The following is a 25,184-nucleotide window of genomic DNA, read 5'->3' on the forward strand; positions in this document are numbered from 1 at the left end:
GTCCCTTCCCTACACTTTCATGACTTCATGATGAATCTCCGGCGTTTCGATCTGAATGGTGGTGTGCTGGATTTTGAATTTCTCCTGGATCAAGCGGATCGCTTGCTGGAGAATGCGTTGATTGTCCTGATTGTCCTTGATCAAAATATGGCAGCTCAGCGAATCCAAGCCGGAAGTGATCGTCCAAATGTGCAGGTCATGCACGTCCACTACGCCTTCAATGCGCTCCAGCGTCTCTTTGACCTCCGCCTGGTTCACGGTGACCGGAGTTCCCTCCATGAGAATATGAACGGTATGTTTGATCACGCCCCAAGCGCCTTTCAGAATCAGGAGGGCAACGAGCACGCTGATGATCGGGTCCGCGATATACCAGCCGAAGATCATCATGATCAAACCGGCCACGATCGCGCCCACTGAACCCAAGGCATCGCCGAGAATATGGAGGTACGCGCTGCGCAGGTTGATGTTGTTTTTCACGTCGCCTTTTCTCATGAGCGACCATGCGCTGAGTATATTCGCGAGCAGACCGATGCAGGCGATCAGCATCATCGAGCCGCTGGCCACCGTGCGGGGCTCCAAAAGCCGCTCATAAGCTTCCCAGAGGATAAACCCGGCCACGACAAACAAGGTGATTCCGTTAAAAAGCGCCGCCAGGATTTCGAAGCGGTAGAAGCCGTACGTTTTGTTGGGCGAAGCCGGTTTGGCCGCAAACCAGACGGCAACCAGGCTTAGAACGAGCGAGCTGGCATCGTTCAGCATATGTCCGCTGTCCGACAAAAGCGCGAGACTGCCCGTGACCAGCCCGCCGAAAAATTCCAAAAACATAATGCCGACGGTGATGATTAAGGCGATGGTCAGGCCCTTTTTATTGCCGCTCGGATCAAAATGATGATGGTGACCGTGGTGGCCATGGCCGTGGTGATCGTGGCCGTGGCTGTGGTCGTGATCGTGCTCATGCTCATGTTCGCCGTGTTCGTGATTGTGAACGTGTTTATTACTCATTTCAAAAACCTCCTGTCCAGGTCTAGCTTGGTTAAAAACTGGAACGATCTCTGGCAGTTATGGCGAAACCCGCTCCAGCTATGTAAATTTAATATATGAGCATATGCTCATATATAGATTATCAGCCGACCTTCGTTTTTGTCAAGGTTTGAATGAAAAAATCCGCTACGCCGGCAAATAGAAATTCCAAAATGACAAGAGGCGGGTCTATAGGATGCCGGAAAATTATTGCTTCGAACGCAACAATCTTGCTATAAAGAATATGGTACAACGTGGAATATTGAGGCAAAAAGGGGGAATCCCTGATGAATCCAACGGAAGAAAGAACATTGCCGCAGTTGGTGATGCGCAGGAGCGATTTGTCCGATCTGCCGGACATGGCGGAAAGCCAGCTGCCGTCCGGATTTCACTTAAGAAGCTACGAGGCGGGAGACGACGCGGCATGGGAGTCGATCATTCGCCGGGCATTCGGCTGGGAAAGAAACTTTGGGCGGGAGATTGCCGGACATGCTTGCTTTAAGCCCGAGCGGGTGCTGTTTATTTGCGCCGGGGCCGCACCGGTTGCAACAGCCTGCGCCTGGCATGAACCGGGCTGGGGAACGGACAGCGGTTATCTGCATATGGTTGCCGTGGACCCCGATTATGCCGGGATGGGGCTGGGCTATGCGGTGAGCCTGGCGGCGCTGCGGCAGATGAGAGCAGAGGGCCGGCGGCAGGCGGTTCTTGAAACGGACGACTTCCTCCTGCCGGCGATCGTCACTTATTTTAAGCTGGGCTTTCAGCCGGAAGCCCGGGATGAAGTGCAGCGGGAAAGATGGAAAAAAGTCTGTCAAACCTTGAATTATCCGTTTATGCAGGCTGAAACGCGCCCGGGAAATCCGGCGATTCCCAATGAAGACGCGCTGGTGATCCATCCTAGCGGGCGTGTTTACGGTGTCATTGACGGTGTATCCGCCATCGACGCCTATCGCGGTGAATCGGAGCAAAGCGGCGGTTACATTGCTTCCAGGCTGCTGGCGGCGGAGCTGCTTGCCGCCGATCCGCGTGCGGACCTCAGGGAAACGGTGCTGCGGGCCAATTCCCTGCTGCTTGAGCGGATGCGGGAGGCCGGGGTTGAGACTGCAAACGCCGCGGCGAGATGGGGGGCCGTCTTTGCCGTGGTGAAGGTCCATAGCGGCTATTTTGAATTTGTGCAAAGCGGCGACTGCATGATTCTCGTCCGCTACCGGGATGGAAGCGTCCGCACCGTCACCCGGAATCAAGTCGCCGGACTGGATCTCGAGACTTTACACGCCAAGCGGGAGCTTGAAGAAGCGGGGACTTGGACCAAGGCGGAAATCAGCCAAATGCTGCGTCCGTACTCCGAGCGCAACCGCCAAAAAGCCAACACCCTGGAAGGATATTCGGTCATGAACGGAGATCCCGCGCTGGAGTCTTTTATGGAATCCGGTCGTATTTCGCTGGCGGGGGTCCTGAAAATTTACCTGGTGTCGGACGGCATGTATCATTTCATCGAGAACTCCCCGGACCCGGAGAAATGGCGGAAATTGGCTGATCGTTTGGACGCGTTGGGCATCGGACCGTACATAAACGATCTATGCGCCCAGGAAGCGCTGGACCCCTCCTGCGAGCGGCATCCCCGCCATAAAGTGTCGGACGACAAATCGGCGGTTATTTTGGATGTCGTCTAAGCAGTCCGCCACAATAAAAAAAGAGGGCCCCAACGCTTCCGTAAGCTTGGAGTCCTCTTTTTTAAATATAAGAAACTCAACTTTCGCAAATCCTTTACGGATTTGACGCTGAACCAGAGCGGAAAGTTTTTTCTATCGTCTAATTGAATAGTTGCAAAAAATACAGTTACTTATCCGGGAATCTGCCACGGCGCTTGTTTAAGTGCAAATCATGCAATTAATCTACCTTCTTTCGAAAGAAAGGCAAAGAGACGGGGATATAATTGCATGAAATGCACTAGCGTTGCAAGAACACTAACATCAATTTTCAGCAAAACCCACATTTGGATTATTGAAACTATAAATGGATTTTTTTACAGTCATTTTTTAAGCTTAAGACCAAAAAGTCAAGGTTACCTAATGCGTAGGTCGCGATGTCCCATTAAATGTATATAATGGATATTATTACTTGAATTTGCTTGGCTTAATTATCCCAACCATTGTGCGCACCGATAACGCTTTGGGACCTGACCCCGGACGTCTCCCCGGACTACTTCGACTGGGTTTCCGATCCAGTTCGGTTCGAAAGGATCGCCATGAACGGTACAAATACTCGCGGAGAATCCGGAGCACTTGCCAGTTTGTTTTTGCCGTTTGGGTGCTGTGCCGGATGTGCTCCACGAGCAAGGCAGTAATTAAAGCCAAGAATAACTGGTTCCAAATAGCCTGTGGTTTATGACTGTGCAGCTTCTTCAATCGCAAATGTTGCTTCAGCCATTTAAAATACAACTCGATGAGCCAGCGATTTTTGTAGATCTGCGCGATTTCTTCAGCGGTCTTATCCCATACCGATGTAAAAATACGATAAGTCCGTTCCTGCTCGTCATAAAACTCCACCAAACGAACGGAATGTTCCATGGATCGGAAGGAACTGCCCACGCAAACCTTGGCGTCCCGCGTGATGTTCGAGCCTTCCGGAACAGGATACTCCTCAATGACGGTGGCAAGCGCGCGATCTCGCATACGGATCACAAACTGGATGTTGTCCTGGACCCATTGATCCATCCGGGCATAATCATCATAACCGCGATCCATCACATAAATCGCATCCGAGGGGACGACCAGTTCAACGGCCCCCGCACGATCCCCTACATTGAGCGAACTGGGGATCATGGCATCAGGAAATAGCTTGTCGGGAGCTGTAACAACGAGGCGCAGATGCATCTTGACGCCGCTACTCTTATTTGACATCTTGGCCCAACTTCCAAGTTGAAGCGGCAGTCGAATGCTGGAAGAATCAATGATGTGCAATTTCCCGCTCTGGCCCTGGTGGCAAGCACGTTGCTGTGTTTGTGATGCCAGATGCTGAAACATCCACTCCAACAGCTCCGTTGGGATCTGATCGAGTTTTCGGGATAATTGCGAGCCGCTGATACTCTCCAACTGTAGAAGCTGCTGAAGTTTCGGCTCAGCACGAAGTGCAATTTCCATTTCACCGTAAGATGACCATTGTTTCAACTGAGCATTGATGAAGAGCATGATCGCTTTCATCGTGGTAAGTTTCTTGGTGTAATGGTCGAAGAGTAAACGTTGATGCACATCGATGGGCAGTAAGGAAATCAGTTGACGAATGACCGTTTTAGCTTTAACGTTATCCATGGTTGGTCTCCTTTTGTAGAGAGTTATGGACAACGTACCTACCTCTTTACAATAGGAGATTTTTTATGCTTTTTCCATGAAAAATGATCATAATTACCCATATTTAACTAATATTTGATTATTCGCGTTAGGTTTTATGCAACGCTAGTGCATGAAATGCAATTATATCGAATGCTTTGGCAGATTGATAGAAAGTTAGTTGTACGATTTGCAATTATTCATCAGAGCCAAGCCGATCAAACACATTTTTGTCAGCCGGCCGAAACCTAAGCATGCTTTTAAGCGGAGCACGGTTTGTCTTCTTACCTACTCACTGTAATGGTTGTCGACGAATGTGTTATACTGCACTGATATAAAATAGGTGATTTCAGGCGCGTATAAGTACAGATTTAGCGCATCCGGCGTATAGGGTCCGGCCTCGACATGAAACTTGCCTTCATTGTCGAAGGTGACATTTACATCTTCAATATGCTTGGAGATGCTGCCTTGTTTCTCCTGAACCTTGAGCACCATGCTTTGCCCGGCAAATTCCTTGAATTTGCCTTCTACAATCAGCTTGCGGTCCTCGCGAAACTCGGCGTACAAGCTCCGGTCTTCCAGTTGGGCAGGCTTCGCGTACAATTTTCTCTGCGGCAGCTTGGGCAGCGAAGACGGCGGTGTTTCATTCACCGGACGCCCGCGAAGTTCGCCCAGTGTCTGCCGTAAATGCTGCAAAATTTGCAGGGCTTCGCCCCGCGTCAGCTGCTTAGAGCTTTCAAAGCCCGATATGGACAATTCCGTAACGCCTTGAACGTAGTCTTTAGCCAAAACATACGTGATCGCGTTGGAACCTTTCGCGTTTACGCCATCCGCCGCCGCGACGATCTCGGCAACCTGCCTCCGGGTGACCGGATTGCTGCGGGCGGCCGCGTTCGCGATGCCGGCGAGCGGGTAATTGCGGCTTTTTGCGATCGCGTAGGCGCCATCGGCCCAATGGGTGGCTTTGGCCGACTGGTACGCATCAATATTCACGCTGTACGATTTAAGCAGCATCGTCCAAAATTCCGCTTCGCTGACCGTCTCATCGGGATGAAGCAGCCCGTCTTTCGCCGGGGATATCATGCCGCCCTTTAGCCCCCATTCCAGGCTGGCCTGCAAAGGGTGGCCGGAGATGTCGGAAGGTAAATTCGCCGCGGCTGCGCTGTACGTTTTGGTTTTCCATTTCGGATAAACTTTTACTTTAAGCTGTGTGGTATTTCCGTCCAGGGTTGCCTTTATCTTATAATCGCCGGCTTTAAGCCCGGTCAAGACGCCATCCGCAGAAATTTGCAGGCCCTTGGGATCGCTGCTCACGAATGTGATGCCGCTCTCTACCGCCTCCGATCTCCCGTCATCGAGTACAGCTTGGAAGCTTGATCGGTACGGACCGCCTTCATTCAGCGTGATTTCGCGGAACTCCGGCTTGAGAGCGATCAAGGCGGACCCTTTTCCGGTCGTAAAAGACCAGGTTTTGGTTTGATTCCCCGAGGATGCCTCGGTCCGGTAGTTCAAAGTTACCGTATATGTATGATTCCCTTTTAAAACCTTCTTGGGGAACAAAAACAAAGTTTTTTCCGAATACAGTTCATCAAAATAAGCGACTTCTTCTCCGTTCTCATCCTTGATCGCGGCTTCATAAGAAGTGATCTTCGTTGCCGCGGTCGCGGATACGATGTAACCCGAGTACTCCGCGCCAAACTGATCGAGCGGGTTCGGAATTTCATTGCCATAGAACCCCACCGGCACTTCGGTCTGCCCGTCATAGGGGTAAAAGGATATGCCGCCGGAAATCGCGGAAGCGAATCCCTTTCCCGCCATGTCAACCACGGCCGTTCCGTCCACCAAACCGATGCCGATTTCACTATAGCGCGGGCTTAAAACAATATCCCGGTGGTAGGCCGAATCGAGCCAGCCCTGGATCGCGGAGGAGCTGCTGTTTTGCTTAAAATGCATAACCTCGCCATAAGCGGCTCCATTACTCCCGGAACTCCACCCTGCGGCCCGAATTCTTTCCTTCACGGAGGCTCCGGTAAAACCTTCGTTCCCTTCCTTCTCCGAGTGAGGGTCTAAGCCGGGATGACCCTCCTTATTCGCATTATAGTATTTGGCGTGGGCTTCCGCCGCTTGCGTAATCTCCCGATTGAGCGTTACCGGCTGAACCCCTATCTTGGCACGCACTTCATTGAGAAAATCCACAGCTTCCAATTGGTCGCTCGTATACCCCGATTTCCCGCTATCCGCCGCGTACGCGTGCGGTGCCGCGCCAAAAGCCCCTCCTCCAAACCATCCCGTCAGCAATAACAAAAGAGCCCCCGCGCCCGCGATCACGCTCCTCCCGCGAATACGAGCGGCAAACAGGCCCTTCCTGTTATCCAATTTCATGCCATGACCTCCTTTTTGTCAGGAATTGAATTCGACAAAGTTCGGCGCATTCCTGCAAAATCACTAGTAAACGCTACTCTATTAAAAGGGGCGGTCCCCATAAAAATAGCCAGTAGTGTCCCCCGCAAGCAGTAGGTTCCACGCCCACACGGCAATGTGAATGGAATAGTTGCAAATTGTACAGTTACTTATCCGGAAATGCTGCCACAACGCTTGATTAAGTGCAAAACCCGCAATTGATCCGCTATTTTTGGAAGAAAAGGCAAAGGGCCGGAGAACAAGTTGTACGAAATGCAGTTAAACGCATGATGAGGTAAATGGATGGAAAGTTGGTTGTATGATTTGCAACTAATGGTCAAAGCCAAACTCTTCTTGTACCCGGATAAATAGGATTAAAAGATATAATTGTAATAGAGGAGTGAATTATATGAACCTTTATGATAAAAAATTTCAATTTGCAGTGACATGTATCTATCCTATTGCCGTATTCTGCCTGCTAAGTTTTGGGGAATTGCTGCATTCCTGGACGTTGCCTATCGTTGTTACTATCCTCTTTTGCTTATTATGGAGTAAATTGAGTTATTTATTTGCGGGAACTATTGTAGCCTGGGCGGTCGCAGTACCCATTTGGTGGATCATCATGAAGAACACAAGCGAAAGCCAGAGTGCTGCCATATTTATCTCTTCATTGCCTTTTATCATTATTTCATTTATCTTTGCTGTGCTGATTCCTGAAATGTTGTTCATTATCATGAAGAATCGAATTGTAAAATATTATGCGAATAGAAGAAGACCTTAGTTTCTTCCCGAGATTTATCCCCCAAACGCAAAAAAACAACCGCCGGCTCTTGGGCCTGGCGGCTGTTTGTTCCCCTGCTCCTTATTTCACTTCGTTCAAGCGCTCTTCCAGACGGTCCCAGGTTTCGGTGATACCCTGCAGCATGCCCATGTCCATAACGGTTTTGAGGGCTTCCGCCGATACGTATTCGCTGCGGCTGACCAGTTTCGTGCGGCCGCCAAGATCGATGAATTCCATCGCGACCACGGTTGCCGGCAGCTCCTCGTTCACATTGCCTTCGGCATCCGAGAAGTAATCGGTGTAGACGAAGCGATCTGGCTCGTCGATTTCCTTATATACGCCTTTGCCCCAGGATTCCATGCCGTAAAATTCACCTTGATTCCGATCCATACACTTCATGCAGTAGTGCCAAACGCCGCCCGGCCGGAAATCGATGTTGCACACCGTAACCTCCCACCCTCTAGGTCCCCACCAGTGCTTCAGATGCTCGGCCTCTTTAAACATCGAAAACACCAGCTCACGCGGCGCGTTGAAGACGCGCTCCAGCACCAACACCTTATCATGCTCTACTCTCGAAACCATTGCCTGATTTGCCATTGTAACATCCTCCTCAGCGATCTTTATGATTTTTCCCTATTTTGCCATTCCCTCAAATAGTTATCCAGATTGTCGAACTTATCCTCCATCACGCGCCGGAAAGAGTTCACCCAAACATCCAGCTCTTGGAAGGGCTCGGGCCGGAGCTTGCAGATCCGGCGATTGCCTTCGGCTTTCATTTCCAATATTCCGCCTTCGCTAAGTATCTTCAAATGCTTCGAGGTTTGGGGCTGACGAAGTCCCAGCCGGCCGGCGATTTCGCCCACGGTCAGGGGACCTTCGCGCAACAGTTCGGCGATCGCCAAACGATTCGGTTCGGCCAACACGCTTATCATCATCGTCCTGTCCATGCCCGGATTGTTTTTCCTTGACATCCCGTTCACCTCATTAAGGGATACTTACTTGATATCGCCTCACTCCTTTATCGCCCAGGTTTTCTTCCGGTGATTCAAATATACACTATAGGGAATATTCCTGTAAAGGAATATTTAAAAAATTTTTGACCAGCATCAATTGGAACTTTTTACGGATACAACCGTCAGTTAGGATGTAATCGCGGCTAGAGTGGTCATATCGATGGAAGCTTCACGTATAAGCACTTGAAGGGAGCGTTTCCGGTCGTGGCGGCAGGAAAATCATTGTTTAAAACACTTGCCGGTGTTATGTTGGGAGCGGCTCTCGCATGGGAGCATAACGGCATGTGGTTCCAGCGAACCGGAACGTATCGTCAGTCAACCCGACTACAAAGTGTATAGCGATTTACGATTCTAGAATCGCTCTGCGAGAGGGAAATCCGGAAATCCCACGAAATGCAAAAAGTGCAGGCGAATTCCGTCGAAAGTCCCCGAAACGGGCTGCTCAAATGCAAAAAGTGCAGTTCATCTCGGGTCAAAAGTTACTTTTTGATCGCATAGCCCTAAATGAGATGCACTTTTGCATTTCAATCGCTCTAAAGTGGTGATTTGCGGAAAAATAGAATGCACTTTTGCAGTTGATCCCAACGGGCCGTCCTTCTTCCCAGGAAAAACGATAAACTCGGCAGCAAACCTTAACCGAATCTAGCTTGCCGCAACCCCTAGCAACGGAACTGAATGACCTTAATCGTCCATTTCCCGGATATTTCCCGCGCTAATGGACTCAACAGTCGCTATCTGGCTCCAAATGAGGTTATTGAGGCTACTTGGGCAGAAATAAGGTCATCTCGGTCCGTGACCATTTTTGCTCTCCTGTTTTGGAACAAATAGCGTTCCTCAGGTCCGTTAGCGCCGCCGCTGAAAAAGTCGATCGACTGTACGCTCCATGGCAAAACGTCTTGATCGGCAATCTTGCATTCAACAATAGTCGATTGTTCCCTCTTCTCCAAGGAAACGCCGGTTTACTCCGTAACCTGAAGCTTCGTGTCCTTCTCGATAAGGTTGGCTTTGTTTGCCGCGTCATGCTTCTCATTCTCCATATAATAGTCCTGCAATTCATCTTCGGTTGTCCCCTCCGCCAAAGGCACCTGGTTGCGGTAGGCGGACCGGCAGAGCACATGGGCAGCCACCGGGGCGGTCAAGAATACAAAGAAGATTCCCAAGATGAGGCGGATGCTGAAGTAGCCGTCGGTAATAATGAAATACAGCAAGGTGCCGACGAGCGCGCACAGCACGCCAAGGGTAGAACTTTTAGATGCAGCATGAGACCTGGTATACACATCGGGCAAGCGAACAATGCCAATCGCGCTGATCAAGCTGACCACCGCCCCGAATAGAATAAGAACCGCTCCGACGACTTCACCGCTTCCGCTCAATAACAACACCTCTTTCTATAAACCGGGCAAAAGCAACGGTGCCGATAAACGACAGAATCCCGATTAGCAAAATAAGATCAAAAAAGGCATGGGTGTGCATTAATACGGAGAACACGCCGATACTGGCAATGAGATTAATCCCAATAGTATCCAACGCTTGAACGCGATCCGCACCGGACGGTCCCTTCACCACCCGATATAAATTGGCCAGGATCGCCAGCATTAAGATACATAGGGCGATGACCATCATCGTCTCGAAGATCATTTTCTCGTCACATCCTTTATCGCTTTTTCAAACACGGATTTTGACTTTAAGACGGCCTCTTTGGACTCCGGCATATTCAGCCCGTGAATGTACAGCACCTTGGAATCGGAGCTCAGCTCCATCACGACCGAGCCTGGCGTGAGGCAAATCAGCAAGGAAAGGAGCGTAATCTCCAAATCCCCCTCCAAATCCGTCTCCACCTTAAAAATTCCCGGCTTCACATCGAGTTTGGGACGAAGAACATGCTTCACGACCATCATCGAAGAAATAATCAGCTCATTGATAAACAGAACAAGCAGTTTGCCGATCGCAGCCAGCGTAAACACATAAAACGAGCTTTTAAAGAACCGGCGCATGCACAGTAAAATAAACAGTCCGACAAAGTAACCGCTGATAAAGTTCAATACGCTCACTTCATCCTGCAGAAACATCCATAAGCAAGCGATAAATATGTTGAGAAGCACCTGAACGGGCATGGCTGTCTCCCCCCTTTATTCAAACACGGCATCAATATACAGATTTGGATTCAGCAATTCCTCGGCAGCTTGAGCCACATAACCTGCAAGCCCTTCGGCGCCGATTCCCAGGGCAAGACTGGCGATAGTCAACAGAGCAATCGGCAACAGCAAGCCCTTCGCCGTCCCCTTCTCCTCCTCTTCACTTAAGAGCCGGTCGCCCCAAAAAGCGTTCATGAACATTTTGATCATGGAATATAGAATGCACAAGCTGGCCAGCAGCCCGACCGCCCCCAGCCAGAAATAACCGGACGCAAAGGCGCCTTGCGTAATGAACACTTTGCCAAGAAAGCCGCTTAACGGCGGAATGCCGACCATGGACAGCGCGGCGATAAAGAACATCCAGCCGAGCTGGGGATGAAGGCGGATCACCCCACCGGAATCTTTTAGATTACTTGTTCCGGTCAGATGAATAATCGTGCCGCCGATCAAAAAGACGAGCGCCTTGATCACCATATCGTGAATCAAATAATAGATGGAACCCATCATGCCGGTGTGTGTGAATGAGACGAGCCCGAGCATAATAAACCCGACACTTAGGACCACATTGTAGGTTAATATTTTGCGCAAATCCCAATAACCAATCGCTCCGAGTCCGCCCAGAACCATCGTGGCGGCAGCGAGTATCCCTATAAACAGATGGGTGATCTGCGGCTCATGATAAAAGATCAGCGTAAACATCCGAAAAATCGCATAGATCCCCACCTTGGTGAGCAGGGCCGCAAAGATAGCCGCGATGGCCGTCGGCGGCACACTGTAGGAGCCCGGCAGCCAGAAATAAAGCAGCAGCCCCGCCTTTAAAGCGAAGACAATCAGGAACAGAAACGCAACCGTTGTAATAAGTCCATCCTGGCCGACCTCAGCGATCCGGATCGAGATGTGGGCGAGGTTCAATGTGCCCGTGATCGAGTATAAATAGGCAACGCCCATTAGGAAAAAGGCGGATGAAATGATGTTCGTAAAAATATATTTGAGCGACTCGCGCAGCTGCCTTTTGGTGCCGCCCAAGCTGATCATGACATAAGAAGCAAACAGAAACACTTCAAAAAAGACATATAAATTAAACAAGTCGCCCGTTAAAAACGAGCCATTGACCCCCGTGACCAAAAACAAAACCAGCGGATAAAAATAAAGCTTCTCCTGTCTTCGGCCAATCGACGGAAAGGCGTAGAGCAGACAGCCTGCCGAGACCACCGAGGTAGCGAGCAGCAGCAAAGCGCTGAACATGTCGCCAACGAAGCTGATGCCATACGGCGCTTCCCAACCGCCCAGCTGCAGGGTTTGAATCCCGTCATTTCTGATCTGATTTATCAATAGGACGGAGACGACCCCCGTAGCCAGCAATGCAGCCAGACTAAGAACCTTTTGAAGCTGAATATTTTTCTGAAAAATAATGAGCACCATTCCCGTGAGCAGAGGTATGACCACCGGCGTAATTAATAAGTTATTCATCCTCATTTCCCCTTAATCGTTCCATGTCATCCGTCCCGTAGTTTTGATAGGCGCGGTAACATAAAACTAATACTAGCGCGGTGACCGCAAAATTAATGACGATCGCCGTTAAAATCAAGGCTTGGGGAATCGCATCCGTGAAACCTGCTGTTGTTTTCTCATGCAGAAGGGGAGGCGCCCCGGTTTTTAGACCGCCGGAAGTAATCAGCAATAAATTCACGGCATGGCCAATAATCGATGACCCCAGCACAATCCGCAGCAGCCGCCGCGATAAAATCAAATAGGTTCCGATGGATACCAAAATGCCGACCAGGATAACGATTAGTGTCTCCATATTAGCGGTCCTCGCTTATGCCCAAAATAATAACGACCGCGGTACCTATCACAGCCAAGGCAACTCCCGTATCGAAAATCATCGCGGAAGCAAGCTCGGTATCCCCGAAAATCGGCAGGTCGACATGGCCGAAGATCTGGAATAGAAACGGTTTGCCAAATATGGCTCCCGCCATCCCCGTTCCGACAGCAATCAACACGCCGATGGCCGCGAGCTTCTTGAAATCGATGCGGATATTTTCCCGCACCTTCTCGATGCCAAAAGAAAGATACAGCAGAACAATCGCCGCCGCCGTGCTCAGCCCCCCGATGAATCCGCCGCCCGGCTGATGATGACCATTCAGAAACAGATAGATCGAAAAGGTAAAAATGATGACCACCGCTACCCGGGTTACACTTTTCAGGATCACATTATTCGGTTTCATCTTGCCCCCTCCTAAATGTTTGGTGAGCGCTGCTTCTTGAATCGGCTTCAAGCAAACTCGCTTCGGAAGCATCGGCTCTTTTGGAACGCTGATGGATCAGGATATATACCCCTAATCCGGCAATGGTTAATACGGATATTTCCAGCATCGTATCGAAGCCGCGGAAATCCACTAAGATCGCGTTGACGATATTTTTGGCCCCTGCCAGTTCATAGGCATTTTCGAAAAATGAGGTAATAGACTCGAACAATTTATGACCGTTTGCGGATAACGCCAAAACCGTCACCGTTAGCCCGACAGCCGCCGAGATGAGCAGATTCGTTAATTTGAAAGGAATGCGTTCGATGTCCTTCGCAAGCTTCGGCAGATGATAGAAGCACAGCAAGAACAGCACCGTGGTCACGGTCTCCACCACCATTTGCGTCAAGGCCAGATCGGGCGCCCGGAAGATGACAAAAAACATGGAAACCATATAACCTAACGCGCCCAAGGCCACGATCGCCACGATCCGATGGCTGGTTAACAGCACGGTTAACGCAGCGATGATCATCCCGATCACCAGCCCGGCATCAAAAACACTAACACTAGCGTTATTGGCGAAATCGAACCGGATGCCGTAGAACAGCAGCAGCGAGCCCATTAGCAAAATGGCAAAAAAGGCAAAAATGTAGATCAGATAATGCCGCAGCGAACCTGTCATATAGCGGTTAGTCAGCGCGGCCGAAAGCCTTTCCGTGCCTCGTAAGGTTTGATTGTATAAATGATTCAGCGTCAGCCGCTGCGGATAATTTCGCACCGCCTTGATCCACCGCTTCGCGGTTTTGAACAGCAAGATGCCGACGACCACGACCCCAATCGTCATGAGCAATTCCATGTTCAGTCCATGCCACGCGCTGATTTTCAGATCGTAGGCGGAAACGGACATCATCGGCAGAACCGCGGTTAGGGCGGGGGCAAGAATATATTTCCCCAAAACATTCGGGAAGAAGAAAATGAGGATCACCAGCAAACCTAAAACAATGGGTGAAATCAGCATACCCAGCGGGGCCTCATGCACTTCTCGCGTCAGCTTTTCCGAGCGGAATCTTCCGCCAAACGTCTTGAATACGAAAATCATGCAGTAGACGAAAGTAAAAATGCTGGCCACCCAAGCGATGATCGGGAACGCCATGCCGATGTGGCCCAGACCGAAAATACCGGCATGGGATACTTCCGTCACGGCCCCAAAGAACATTTCCTTGCTCAAAAAACCGTTAAACGGCGGCAGCCCCGCCATCGAAAAGGCGCCGATCAAAGCGATCGTAAACGTAATCGGCATCACCTGCATCAACCCGCCCAAATAGCGGATATCCCGTCTGCCTGTCTCGTGGTCAATAATGCCGACGACCATAAACAAGCTTCCTTTAAAGGTGGAGTGATTAAACAGATGGAATAAGGCGGCAAATGTGGCCACCGTAAAGACGGTACCGCTCTCGCCGGGTCCAAAATAGACCGCTAAAGAACCGACCCCAAGCAGGCTCATGATCATTCCCAATTGGCTGATGGTCGAGTAAGCCAACAGCGCCTTGAGATCAGTCTGTTTTAGCGCCGTCAAAGAACCGTAAAGCAGCGTAATGATGCCGATTCCGGCTACTAACCAAAACCACACGGCACTGCCGCCAAAAATCGGAGTCATCCGGGCCACCAAATAAATGCCGGCTTTGACCATCGTGGCGGAGTGGAGGTAACTGCTCACCGGAGTTGGCGCCTCCATCGCATCCGGGAGCCAAATGCCAAACGGGAATTGCGCCGATTTCGTAAAGGCTCCCAGCAAAATACATAACATGGCGGGAATAAACAAGGCATGGCCTTGGATCATGTTCACATTCGCCATGAGTTCCCGAATGCTGTAGGTATCTCCGATGATGATCAGCATAATAAATCCGGCCAGCATGCCGAAGCCGCCAAGGACGGTAATCAATAACGACTTTAAAGCGCCTTGACGGGAGCTCTGGCGCTCGTACCAATAGGAAATCAATAAGAAGGAAGAGACACTTGTCAATTCCCAAAATCCATACAGGACTAATAGGTGATCAGAGAATACCAATCCCAGCATGGCCCCCATAAACATAAGCAAATAAACGTAGAAGTTATGGAGCGCCTCACGGATTTTGGACATATAAAAAATAGAATAAATAATGACTAAGGTACCGACACCGGAAATGAGCAGGCCAAACAATAAACCAAGCCCATCCACATACGAGGTAATATTGATGTTGAAGGACGGGATCCAGGACAATGTGTATTTGTAGGTTTCCCCGGCGGCAACATGGGGTATATATTGTAATAAATAGATAAAGATAGTTAGAGGCACGAGCAGAACGAACCAGCCCGTATGCACTTGACGATTCAAATACTTATACAGAAAGGGAACCGCAAGTGCACTGATCAACGGAAGAAACATGAAGATAAAGAATGTAGCCAAACGCACCCCTCCTCATATACGAATCTTGCGGTCTTCAACGATTTGACTCTTTCCGCGACATCCATTATAGTCTTACATAGTTTAGCCCGGCTCTACTATTTAACCTTGAGGTGAAATGCTTAACATGGACAACGTAAATAATGAATGCATTTTAGTCTGCGTTTATTATGGACCGAACGGCGAAAGACTAATCAAACGCGGTTGTAAAATCGCCAATATGATGAAGGCCCCGCTTTATATATTGACCATTGACTCCAAGCCGTTTGATGAATTGGACGCCGAGAAGACTTTTTACATTGAACAATGGAAAGAATGGACCAACTCCAATCCGTCGGCTCAGTTTATTATGAAGGACAATGAAAGCCGTCCTGTCTCCAAGGTCATAGCGGAAGTGGCCAGAGCAAAAAATGTCACACAGATTATTCTGGGTCAGACGGCGCAAAGCCGATGGGAACAAATTACGAAGGGATCGATTATTAATTCGTTGGTGCGTGAGATCCCTTTTGTTGACCTGCATATCATTTCGGTCTCCCGTTATATCCGCGACGGGGAAGGAATGTACCAGCATGGAATCCGCGCTTATTTGATTAAAGATGGGGAACAGTATAAACTAAGCTTCTGTCACGAGAAAAATACCGAATATGAAGGCATCTTCTTCAAAGAAATCGATACGGATTTCGATAATGGCATTTTCCGTTTTATGAAGGACGCTGAAACGCTGCAGGTCCCGGTCCATGACGGGATCGTCACCGAATTTAAAAACGTGGATATGAATCCAGCGCTCGATTTGGACGACGCTGACGAATAAGGATAAAATGGCCCGATGCCGGCTATGATCAAATATATTAAGTTGAACAAATGATTGTAACGGATAAGGGCATCCGGGTGAAATGTTCTTACGATCGCTGTTGTTCGCGGATTTCTAGGATTGAACTAAATTCAAACAAGGTAAAAATCCGCTCACAAAGGCGACCAAGCATATGCTTCCGAAGCAGCTTTCTTACAGAAAGCTTTTAGTTTCTTCAGAATCATTTCCCCTCTTACCTATTCCCGCTCTATTCTTTAGTTCAACTTATATAGCTCCTCTCCGCATGTTCCATGTGGAGAGGTTTTTCATTTCGGAACAGGCCTTTTATAAATTCACGTCCACCTTAATCGGCTGTTTCTCGTTCTTATCAATGCCTAAATACTTCAGCGTTTCCGCCGTCGATTGATGATGCAAGATCGACTTTACGATGGAAATGGCAATGCCCTTATGATACGCGTGATAACCAAAGGTTTTGCGCAGCGTATGCGTCCCAATTTTCTCCGCTATTCCTACCTCCCTTGCCGAGTGGTTGATAATACGGTAGGCCTGCTGGCGGGTGATCGGACGGCCGTCCTTTTTGGACCGGAATAAATAATCCTCCGCTTTCCAATCGCCGCCGGACAAATATTCGGTTAATATCTCCCCGATCTTGCTGTTCAAGTAGTAGGCCTGTTCTTCTCCGGTTCTTTCATCCTTAATATAGAGAAATTCCTTTGCACCCTGACCGTCCCAAACATCCTGCACAGTAAGGTTAAGCAATTCGAAAAGACTAATCCCCGTGTTAATTCCCAGGACAAAAAGCAATAAGTCCCTGACCGAGTGCTTTCTCAGCTCCTCTTTCATCGCTTGAATGGTTTCCATGTCTCGAATCGGATGCACATACTGCACAAAGGACCCCTCCGGATATGTTACTTAATTATAGATTAGCATATATTGAGTAACATATCAATTAAAAAAGAGAATTAAATACGAAAAAGGACACCAACGTGTTTCAAATGTTAGTGTCCTCAAAAAATAGATATAATAACCCCAACAGCTCATGGCTCTATGGGATTACGCCGAGAAAACCTGCAAAAACCAGACTGTCTGAGAAACTCCAGAGAAAAATAAGAACATAAAACGTCGCTATTCCGGCGATTCTGTCCATTTGAGAAAAATAGGGGCATTTTATGTCGCTATTTTCTCGAATCGCAAGGAAATATCTGTATTTAAGACCATGTATAGGAAAATAAGAGCAAAAAGTGTCGCTAATGGGGATGAACAGGCTTGTCCTCGGATAATAAGTACATAAAATGCACTAGCGTTGCAAGAACACTAACATCAATTTTCAGCAAAACCCACATTTGGATTATTGAAACTATAAATGGATTTTTTTACAGTCATTTTTTAAGCTTAAGACCAAAAAGCCAAGGTTACCTAATGCGTAGGTCGCGATGTCCCATTAAATGTATATAATGGATATTATTACTTGAATTTGCTTGGCTTAATTATCCCAACCATTGTGCGCACCGATAACGCTTTGGGACCTGACCCCGGACGTCTCCCCGGACTACTTCGACTGGGTTTCCGATCCAGTTCGGTTCGAAAGGATCGCCATGAACGGTACAAATACTCGCGGAGAATCCGGAGCACTTGCCAGTTTGTTTTTGCCGTTTGGGTGCTGTGCCGGATGTGCTCCACGAGCAAGGCAGTAATTAAAGCCAAGAATAACTGGTTCCAAATAGCCTGTGGTTTATGACTGTGCAGCTTCTTCAATCGCAAATGTTGCTTCAGCCATTTAAAATACAACTCGATGAGCCAGCGATTTTTGTAGATCTGCGCGATTTCTTCAGCGGTCTTATCCCATACCGATGTAAAAATACGATAAGTCCGTTCCTGCTCGTCATAAAACTCCACCAAACGAACGGAATGTTCCATGGATCGGAAGGAACTGCCCACGCAAACCTTGGCGTCCCGCGTGATGTTCGAGCCTTCCGGAACAGGATACTCCTCAATGACGGTGGCAAGCGCGCGATCTCGCATACGGATCACAAACTGGATGTTGTCCTGGACCCATTGATCCATCCGGGCATAATCATCATAACCGCGATCCATCACATAAATCGCATCCGAGGGGACGACCAGTTCAACGGCCCCCGCACGATCCCCTACATTGAGCGAACTGGGGATCATGGCATCAGGAAATAGCTTGTCGGGAGCTGTAACAACGAGGCGCAGATGCATCTTGACGCCGCTACTCTTATTTGACATCTTGGCCCAACTTCCAAGTTGAAGCGGCAGTCGAATGCTGGAAGAATCAATGATGTGCAATTTCCCGCTCTGGCCCTGGTGGCAAGCACGTTGCTGTGTTTGTGATGCCAGATGCTGAAACATCCACTCCAACAGCTCCGTTGGGATCTGATCGAGTTTTCGGGATAATTGCGAGCCGCTGATACTCTCCAACTGTAGAAGCTGCTGAAGTTTCGGCTCAGCACGAAGTGCAATTTCCATTTCACCGTAAGATGACCATTGTTTCAACTGAGCATTGATGAAGAGCATGATCGCTTTCATCGTGGTAAGTTTCTTGGTGTAATGGTCGAAGAGTAAACGTTGATGCACATCGATGGGCAGTAAGGAAATCAGTTGACGAATGACCGTTTTAGCTTTAACGTTATCCATGGTTGGTCTCCTTTTGTAGAGAGTTATGGACAACGTACCTACCTCTTTACAATAGGAGATTTTTTATGCTTTTTCCATGAAAAATGATCATAATTACCCATATTTAACTAATATTTGATTATTCGCGTTAGGTTTTATGCAACGCTAGTGCATAAAATGCCGCTATTTTTGAAGTCCGACGGTTGGTTATTGTTCCAATTGCCGGCTAAGTTCTACTTCACCAAAAAACGGCACATCCTGAAGCGTTCCTGAAAGCGCCGCCAACTGTGCCGCAGTCATGGTGTTAATAAGTTTAGTCTACTATAGCCGGGATAATATGCTCCTTAATCAGCTCCCACCGATCGCGAGGGTTCATGACGAATTCCGAGGCTATGGCGACGACCAGATCTTTTTCCGGAATACAGCAAATGACATGGCCGCCATCCCCCAGCGCCATGTAGGCGGAAACCCCATCTTCTTCGCGCAACCACCAAAGATAACCGTAATGGTTGGGGTTCGTCGCTGTGGATGCGGCAACCCACGCCGCCGGAACGACCTGACGATGGTCCCACATGCCCCGGTTCAAATATAGGAGGCCAAAACGCGCCATATCCCGGGGAGTCAAGGTAAGCCCCCATCCTCCGGTGGAGTTCCCGTGGGGATCATGAACCCAGCCTTTCACATTTTTCCCGAACAAGTCGTCAAACCCAAATGCCTTCATTTTATAGTCCGGGATTTCCTGCATGCCGAGCGGTTTAAACAAGCGTTCGTTCGCAAACTCACGGGCGCTTTGGCCCGTGCTGCGGGTAAGGATAGCCGAAAGCAGGTGCGCCCCTGCCGTGGAATATTTGAAGGCTCCGATACTTCCTCCCTGGCCGAGCATATCCAGCGTATATTTCACCCAATCGGGCTGCATACACAGCTGGTCCAGCGGTTCTTGCCAGTCCGCAAACGGATAAGGAGCCGTCATCGTGAGCAAATGCCGCAGCGTGATTTCCCGTTTCTGTCCATCCGCCGCACCCGGAGCATATTCAGGGAAAAAGCCCAGCACCTTCTGATCCACACTCCGAATATAACCCGCATCAATGGTAATCCCGATGAGGGCAGATAGGATGCTTTTCGTTACCGAAGCCACATGGTGGGCATCCTCCGGGCCATAGCCGTTAAAGTATTTTTCATAAGCGATATACCCGTTTCTCACAACCACGACGCCGTTGATATTGCTGTATTCGGATTTTATTGCAGGTTCAAGCTCCGCAAGCTTGGCCGCGTCCATTCCCATGGTGGCCGGGTCTGCGGCTTGCCACTGCGTGGTTGGCCAGTAGTTTCTTGGCATGATCGATTCCTCCTGCCGCTATTTTTTCTTAACAGGAAAATACACCTCGGTAACCAGTTCCTCGTCAGCACTGATTTGATTGGGGTCGGTTACATAGATTTCATAAGGCGAGTTCACCAAGGCATAACCTTCATGTTCGATCCATTCCCGCAGCTTGGCATAAACCGAGGTCAATTCCGAATATGAACCCTTCAACACAGACTTCGCGCAAAGGCCTCCGGGCAAATCCCGCGTTCCTTTTACCGCCTCCGCAATCGGAATGGCAAACTCCGTATCATTGCCCGCCGGATCGTATTCCGGACTGTGATAAATCGTCAGCGGCGTGCCCAGCATGGTGAGTTTTTCCGTGGCAATTTTTTCATATAACCGGCCAAAATACGCCCCATATCCCAGAGCATAGTCGTCACGGCTCAACATCCGGCGCAGCGAAAGGATATTCAGCGGCCGGGTTTCCACAAGCTGCACCTCGATCTGATCCAGGTACGACATGATCGGCACACCCTGCTCCAAATTCGAAATATCCCGGCTCATTTGGCCCATCGTATACTCCAATGCTTTCAGCTTCTCCTGGACCTCCCTTCGTTTGCGGTGAAGCGCCGAACGAAGCACCTCTTCGGATTGATCCGCGTCCGATTCCAGAAGCGCTTTAATTTCTTCCAGCGAAAAATGATACGACTTCAACCGGTTGATCAACAGCATGGTTGTGAGCTGCCCGATGGAATAATACCTGTACCCGTTTTCGGGATTAATCTCCTCCGGTGTAAGCAATCCAATTTCCGCATAATAGCGCAGCGTTTTGGTGGACACTTCGCAGATTTTTGAGAATTCGCCGATGGATAGCAAGGGGGCACCTCCTTCCTATTCAACTATGCACCTTCCCCTAAGGGGAAAGTCAATAATGATCGGGTTATTCAAGAGAGCAATCCATGTATTATTTATTTGCTATGATTGGACGTTTAAGAAACGTAAGATATCAAACGCAAAGATTGATATAGGGAGTCCGTCCAAAATGGTGATGACAAGTATAACGAAACGTTTACTCAAACACTTTATGATCTTCTTTAAGCAAGAGTCTCCATTTTTAGGCTAAAACTTTTTCTGTCTAGTACTTAGGCTGTGGTTGGTGTATTAACGGTACAATCGGAAAATACAAACAATACATTGTTATAGTTTTCACAAAAAGTCCATACTAATATACTGGGAAATATTGATATTAAATTCCAATAAGCGTAGAATTATAGTGTAAAATCATTTTTTTAGAAGGAGAGGATTAAAATGGCAAGGTGAAAAAAAAGTATTGTAACACTGCTTTGTTCAGTAGTCGTTCTATCTATCACCCCTGTCAATGCTGCCGAGAGTATAAGTATCCCTCTAGATGAACAGGTTTTACAGCAGGATTCAGCTAGTACTAAGGAAAAACTAGATTCTATTTTAGAAACTAGTGTAACACAGGCAGTTTATGCCGCTGAAAATAATCCATACATTGAGCAGTATCTAATTGAACAAGAAGCAGACCCAAATGAGAATTATTTGGGAAATCCGGAAGAAGAAGAGAAAATTGCATTAGAGGCTCTAAACATAATTTACAAAGAGGATATCAAAGTTGGGGAATTGCTTGCTAAATTGACAGAAAATGATGAAATGATAAAGAAGGCAACTTCATTAAACAGGGACCGAATAATTGAAGTTTTGCATATCATCGTTGATAACTTTTTCAAAGTGGATGAAAGTGAAAAAGATCTTCTCTTAGGATACATGGAAAGATATGCTGTAAATGTTGGAGATAAAGCATCAATAGAACTATATCATGAAAACAAGAAAAATTACGATTCTGCTAAAATATCTCCTTTTGCGAGCTATGACAGAGCTGCCGCCGGAGAATGGGCCTATAAAAATTACAATAAATACAGTACAGATTACCCCGCTTTTACTGGTGGATGGGGAAGTGATTGTACCAACTTTGTATCTCAAGCAATGCATGTTGGTGGAGGCTTACCCTTTAAAGGTGACTGGTATGTATACAAAAAAAATTCAAAATATTTGGTTCCAACGAGTGCTGAAGAGTTGGATTACAGCTGGGATTTAGCAGATCCAAGCCCATTTATTAGCGTACAAGCATTCTATGACTATTGGAGATCTAGATCAACAGTCTATGCCTTCTCCCATGATTACTATGTATCGAATCATGAAACTATTTATTATAAACATATTTACAAAGGTGATGTAGTAGTCTTCTCGAAAGGTGTTTCTGGCGTGTTAACAATGCCTACGCATATTATGATAGTTTCTGCGTATGATACGAACAATGAAGATTTTAAACTCGCAGGCCATTCTAATGAAAGACAGGCATATCCCCTCCTTGATGCAATAGAAGCATATGCACAAGTAGAGTTTTTCTGCATTGACTAATATTGTTTGAAAAATACTAACCGCGAGCATAATGTTTCGTGGTTAGTATTTTATTTGAATAATTTGGACTATAAGGGTAAAATATACAATAGTTGAAGGGGTGAGATATATAATTGCGTGAGGTGAAAAATGAAAATAAAAAAAGTATGGCTTATAGTGCTATTTATCATAATTTTGATTTTACTACTGTCTCAAAATAACTTTGTCAAAGAAAGTGTCGCAAAAGCTTCTTCATCAGTATATGTTAAGGTGAAATATCACAACCAAGATTTAAAATTCGAAAGAGTAGAGTATGATGCACATTTTGGAGAGTATTTTGTTACGTACAAAGAGAAAAACGGTCAATTAATTAGTTTTACCATGACGCCTCGATATTTTCCAATCTATGTACTACATGATCCTTTAGATCAACCGATGTAACCCTCTTACTTTACACACTATAGCTGAGTGGATTTAGGATAATCCTGATCTGCCCAGCTTTTTTCATGTCAGTGTCGGTAGCATGAAGCATTCCGGCAATAATCAAAGAAAAAGCAAAAACCCCTGCGTCCCTACCGCCTTGACGGCGGAGAGAGGCAGGAGCCTTTGCTGTTTAATATTGATTATTTACCGGCCGCGCTGGCTCCGGCAATCCGTCCAAACGTGAAAATGTCCGTGATGGCGTTGCCGCCAAGCCGGTTACCCGCATGAACTCCGCCCGCAACCTCACCGGCCGCGAACAAGCCGTCAATCGGCTTGCCTTCGGTATTCAACACCTGGGCCTTTTCGTTAATTTCCAGACCGCCCATCGTATGATGCACGGATGGGGTTCTTGGCGCAGCAAAGAAAGGCGGTGTTTCGAGTTTTGCGCCAAAATTTTTCTTGCCGAACTCAGGATCAAGCTGATTTTCGACGTAAGTGTTGTATTTCTTCATTTCCGCCACAAAGACATCGGCCGGTACGCCCATTTGCTCGGCCAGTTCCTCCAGGGTATCCGCCATGAATATATTTTTGTTCGCAATCAGATCCTGATAATTGTCGCCCCATACATTTTTCCCGTTCAGATCCGGATTGCCCAGTGAGGTCATATCGCTGATGATGTAGAAGGTCTGATCCGTCTGCTCCAGGGCAGCGGCGGCCAAAACGTCTCTTTCGGCGTACTCGTTCACATACCGCTTGCCTTCCTTGTTGACGAAAATTTGCGTTTCCGCGCTGCCCCATACGCCGCCGGACAAAGCGCCCGTTCCCGGTTGACCGCTCGGCATCAGTTGGATAAAGCCCATGCCCCACAGATTCGCCCCGACTTCCTTACCCATCACAATCCCGTCGCCGGTAGCATTCGTCGTGTTGGTTGTTTTGATGTTTGCATCCAGAGCAGGCCAATAGTTATTGTATTCAACGACCATTTCAGGGTTGGCTCCGAAACCGCCGGTGGCCATGACCACACCCTTGGAAGCCTTCAAGGTGACCGGAGTGCCGTCAGACTGCTCGGCGGTCACGCCCACAATTCTGCCATTCTCAACGATCAGCTTGGTGGCTTTCGTGTTCAGCATAATTTCTGCGCCAAGCTCTTTTGCGCTTTTTTCCATCGCGTTAATATACCCGGTTCCCAGCGGTTCGGTATTATGGTGGGTTCTGGGCCACAAGGCGCCAAGAACGGTACCGATCCCATCCTGGAACTTAGCTCCGTGGCTCTCCAGCCATTGGATCGTGCCGTAGCTGTTGGTCGCCAGCGTCTTGACCAGTTCAAACTTGCCGGAGATTTCTTTCCCGTCAAGATCGGTTCGCTTCCCGCCGATATAGGTGTGAATCATATGCAGTTCAGGCGAATCAAACAGCTTGGTGGTGTCCCCTTTGGCGAAGTATTCCTTGATCTGTCCCTTGAGCGTCTTGAGCGTATCGGCATAATCGCCGAATTCTTTTTCATCGTAGGTCAGAATCTCTTTCAACTCATTGCTCAGCGCTTTCGTCATGGCCACTTTCGGCTGTCTAGCCGGGTCATAGGAATTGAACTCGCCTCCCGAACGAATCGTGTTCCCGCCAAGCGCAGGCGATTTTTCGATCAAAATCACCTTTGCCCCGTTCTCAGCGGCCGATACCGCAGCGGCCAGACCCGCTCCGCCCCCGCCGACAACCACGACTTCGGTTTCCTTGGTAATCGCTTCTTTGGCGGCCGCCTTCAGCGGTTCTTTGCTCTTCAATGCGTCGATGTCGGCCCCGGCCTTGGCCAAAGCGGCCGCGATCGCGTCAATCAAGCCGTTGCTGGATACGGATGCCCCCGATACGATATCGACCTTCAGGCTCTGTCCCTCGACCACCTTCTGGGGAATGGTCTCAAATACGGCATCACTTACCCCCTCCGTGTCCTTCTGCTCCAGCACCTTCACCGACTGAATGGTGTTGGCATCAACCGTCACCTCCACTTTAATAACGCTATGTAGGCCTTGCGCTTCCCCCGTATATGTCCCCGGCGTGTAAAGTCCTTGGGTATCCGCCGCATCAGACGTCGCTTCCTTATTACTGCTGCTGCATCCGATCACTCCCATGATCAAAATAAATACCAGTGCCGCCAAAAATCCCGTTCTTACATACCTGCAACTTGGATGTCTCATGTTATCTGCTCCTCTTCTGCATTTGTGCAAATT

Annotated in this window: 22 protein-coding genes; 5 read left to right on the forward strand and 17 right to left on the reverse strand. The window is 48.4% G+C overall.

Annotated elements, in window-relative coordinates:
- Positions 1-9 precede the first annotated feature (9 nt).
- Entirely contained in the window at positions 10-1,002 is a 993-nt protein-coding gene (locus NYE74_RS01185) for a cation diffusion facilitator family transporter (protein WP_155619744.1), read from the reverse strand.
- A gap of 305 nt (positions 1,003-1,307) precedes the next feature.
- Here NYE74_RS01185 and NYE74_RS01190 point away from each other — a divergent pair, with 305 nt between their 5' ends.
- Positions 1,308-2,693: a GNAT family N-acetyltransferase gene (locus NYE74_RS01190; protein WP_124333429.1), complete on the forward strand. Its 1,386-nt coding sequence runs from the start codon at positions 1,308-1,310 to the stop codon at positions 2,691-2,693.
- A gap of 444 nt (positions 2,694-3,137) precedes the next feature.
- On the opposite strand, the gene NYE74_RS01195 is transcribed toward NYE74_RS01190, so the two are convergent.
- Together NYE74_RS01195 and NYE74_RS01200 are read right to left on the reverse strand one after the other, a co-directional pair.
- Positions 3,138-4,331, reverse strand: coding sequence for an IS4 family transposase (locus NYE74_RS01195; protein ID WP_036618208.1), 1,194 nt, complete (start codon positions 4,329-4,331; stop codon positions 3,138-3,140).
- Positions 4,332-4,637: 306 nt separating this feature from the next.
- A complete protein-coding gene (locus NYE74_RS01200; protein ID WP_341004553.1) occupies positions 4,638-6,731 on the reverse strand; it encodes a CAP domain-containing protein in 2,094 nt (697 codons plus the stop codon).
- Positions 6,732-7,158: 427 nt separating this feature from the next.
- On the opposite strand from NYE74_RS01200, the gene NYE74_RS01205 reads away from it, so the two are divergent.
- A complete protein-coding gene (locus NYE74_RS01205; RefSeq protein ID WP_124333431.1) occupies positions 7,159-7,530 on the forward strand; it encodes a hypothetical protein in 372 nt (123 codons plus the stop codon).
- Between the two features lie 81 nt (positions 7,531-7,611).
- Here NYE74_RS01205 and NYE74_RS01210 read toward each other — a convergent pair whose 3' ends face one another.
- The 9 genes from NYE74_RS01210 to NYE74_RS01250 all read right to left on the reverse strand — a co-directional run bounded on the left by NYE74_RS01210 (position 7,612) and on the right by NYE74_RS01250 (position 15,370).
- Positions 7,612-8,127, reverse strand: a complete 516-nt coding sequence (locus tag NYE74_RS01210) for an SRPBCC domain-containing protein (RefSeq protein ID WP_124333432.1) — start codon at positions 8,125-8,127, stop codon at positions 7,612-7,614.
- A 23-nt stretch (positions 8,128-8,150) separates the two neighbouring features.
- Positions 8,151-8,501, reverse strand: coding sequence for an ArsR/SmtB family transcription factor (locus NYE74_RS01215; RefSeq protein WP_036626886.1), 351 nt, complete (start codon positions 8,499-8,501; stop codon positions 8,151-8,153).
- Positions 8,502-9,502: 1,001 nt separating this feature from the next.
- On the reverse strand, positions 9,503-9,916 hold the full coding sequence (locus tag NYE74_RS01220) for a Na+/H+ antiporter subunit G (RefSeq protein ID WP_036626888.1): 414 nt from the start codon (positions 9,914-9,916) through the stop codon (positions 9,503-9,505).
- Positions 9,900-10,181 (reverse strand): Na(+)/H(+) antiporter subunit F1, encoded by a 282-nt coding sequence (locus NYE74_RS01225; protein WP_036626889.1) that lies wholly within the window; start codon positions 10,179-10,181, stop codon positions 9,900-9,902. The genes NYE74_RS01220 and NYE74_RS01225 overlap by 17 nt, the downstream gene beginning before the upstream one ends.
- Positions 10,178-10,657 (reverse strand): Na+/H+ antiporter subunit E, encoded by a 480-nt coding sequence (locus NYE74_RS01230; protein WP_124333433.1) that lies wholly within the window; start codon positions 10,655-10,657, stop codon positions 10,178-10,180. Before NYE74_RS01230 ends, NYE74_RS01225 begins: the two co-directional genes overlap by 4 nt.
- A 15-nt stretch (positions 10,658-10,672) precedes the next feature.
- Positions 10,673-12,148, reverse strand: a complete 1,476-nt coding sequence (locus tag NYE74_RS01235; RefSeq protein WP_124333434.1) for a Na+/H+ antiporter subunit D — start codon at positions 12,146-12,148, stop codon at positions 10,673-10,675.
- Positions 12,141-12,482 carry a Na(+)/H(+) antiporter subunit C gene (locus NYE74_RS01240; protein ID WP_036626894.1) on the reverse strand — a complete coding sequence of 114 codons (342 nt, stop codon included), beginning with the start codon at positions 12,480-12,482 and terminating at the stop codon, positions 12,141-12,143. The genes NYE74_RS01235 and NYE74_RS01240 overlap by 8 nt, the downstream gene beginning before the upstream one ends.
- Before the next feature lies 1 nt (position 12,483).
- Positions 12,484-12,906, reverse strand: a complete 423-nt coding sequence (locus tag NYE74_RS01245; protein WP_036626895.1) for a Na(+)/H(+) antiporter subunit B — start codon at positions 12,904-12,906, stop codon at positions 12,484-12,486.
- Positions 12,893-15,370 (reverse strand): Na+/H+ antiporter subunit A, encoded by a 2,478-nt coding sequence (locus NYE74_RS01250; RefSeq protein ID WP_213509988.1) that lies wholly within the window; start codon positions 15,368-15,370, stop codon positions 12,893-12,895. The genes NYE74_RS01245 and NYE74_RS01250 overlap by 14 nt, the downstream gene beginning before the upstream one ends.
- A 124-nt stretch (positions 15,371-15,494) precedes the next feature.
- Between NYE74_RS01250 and NYE74_RS01255 the strand changes: the two genes are divergently transcribed.
- On the forward strand, positions 15,495-16,178 hold the full coding sequence (locus tag NYE74_RS01255; protein ID WP_316560375.1) for a universal stress protein: 684 nt from the start codon (positions 15,495-15,497) through the stop codon (positions 16,176-16,178).
- A gap of 324 nt (positions 16,179-16,502) precedes the next feature.
- Here the strand turns inward: NYE74_RS01255 and NYE74_RS01260 are convergent, their stop codons facing one another.
- The 4 genes from NYE74_RS01260 to NYE74_RS01275 all read right to left on the reverse strand — a co-directional run bounded on the left by NYE74_RS01260 (position 16,503) and on the right by NYE74_RS01275 (position 20,994).
- On the reverse strand, positions 16,503-17,066 hold the full coding sequence (locus NYE74_RS01260; RefSeq protein ID WP_036626900.1) for a tyrosine-type recombinase/integrase: 564 nt from the start codon (positions 17,064-17,066) through the stop codon (positions 16,503-16,505).
- A 576-nt stretch (positions 17,067-17,642) separates the two neighbouring features.
- Entirely contained in the window at positions 17,643-18,836 is a 1,194-nt protein-coding gene (locus tag NYE74_RS01265; RefSeq protein WP_036618208.1) for an IS4 family transposase, read from the reverse strand.
- Between the two features lie 292 nt (positions 18,837-19,128).
- Positions 19,129-20,151, reverse strand: coding sequence for a serine hydrolase domain-containing protein (locus tag NYE74_RS01270; RefSeq protein WP_036626905.1), 1,023 nt, complete (start codon positions 20,149-20,151; stop codon positions 19,129-19,131).
- Positions 20,152-20,169: 18 nt separating this feature from the next.
- A complete protein-coding gene (locus NYE74_RS01275) occupies positions 20,170-20,994 on the reverse strand; it encodes a MerR family transcriptional regulator (RefSeq protein ID WP_036626908.1) in 825 nt (274 codons plus the stop codon).
- A gap of 687 nt (positions 20,995-21,681) precedes the next feature.
- Here NYE74_RS01275 and NYE74_RS01280 point away from each other — a divergent pair.
- Together NYE74_RS01280 and NYE74_RS01285 are read left to right on the forward strand one after the other, a co-directional pair.
- Positions 21,682-22,560 (forward strand): amidase domain-containing protein, encoded by an 879-nt coding sequence (locus NYE74_RS01280; protein ID WP_124333729.1) that lies wholly within the window; start codon positions 21,682-21,684, stop codon positions 22,558-22,560.
- Between the two features lie 129 nt (positions 22,561-22,689).
- Positions 22,690-22,980 (forward strand): YfjL-like protein, encoded by a 291-nt coding sequence (locus NYE74_RS01285; RefSeq protein WP_316561001.1) that lies wholly within the window; start codon positions 22,690-22,692, stop codon positions 22,978-22,980.
- 182 nt (positions 22,981-23,162) lie between these two features.
- On the opposite strand, the gene NYE74_RS01290 is transcribed toward NYE74_RS01285, so the two are convergent.
- On the reverse strand, positions 23,163-25,151 hold the full coding sequence (locus NYE74_RS01290) for a flavocytochrome c (protein WP_316561000.1): 1,989 nt from the start codon (positions 25,149-25,151) through the stop codon (positions 23,163-23,165).
- Between the last annotated feature and the right edge of the window lie 33 nt (positions 25,152-25,184).

The organism is Paenibacillus sp. FSL P4-0127 (assembly GCF_038007325.1).
GTDB lineage: Bacteria > Bacillota > Bacilli > Paenibacillales > Paenibacillaceae > Fontibacillus > Fontibacillus macerans.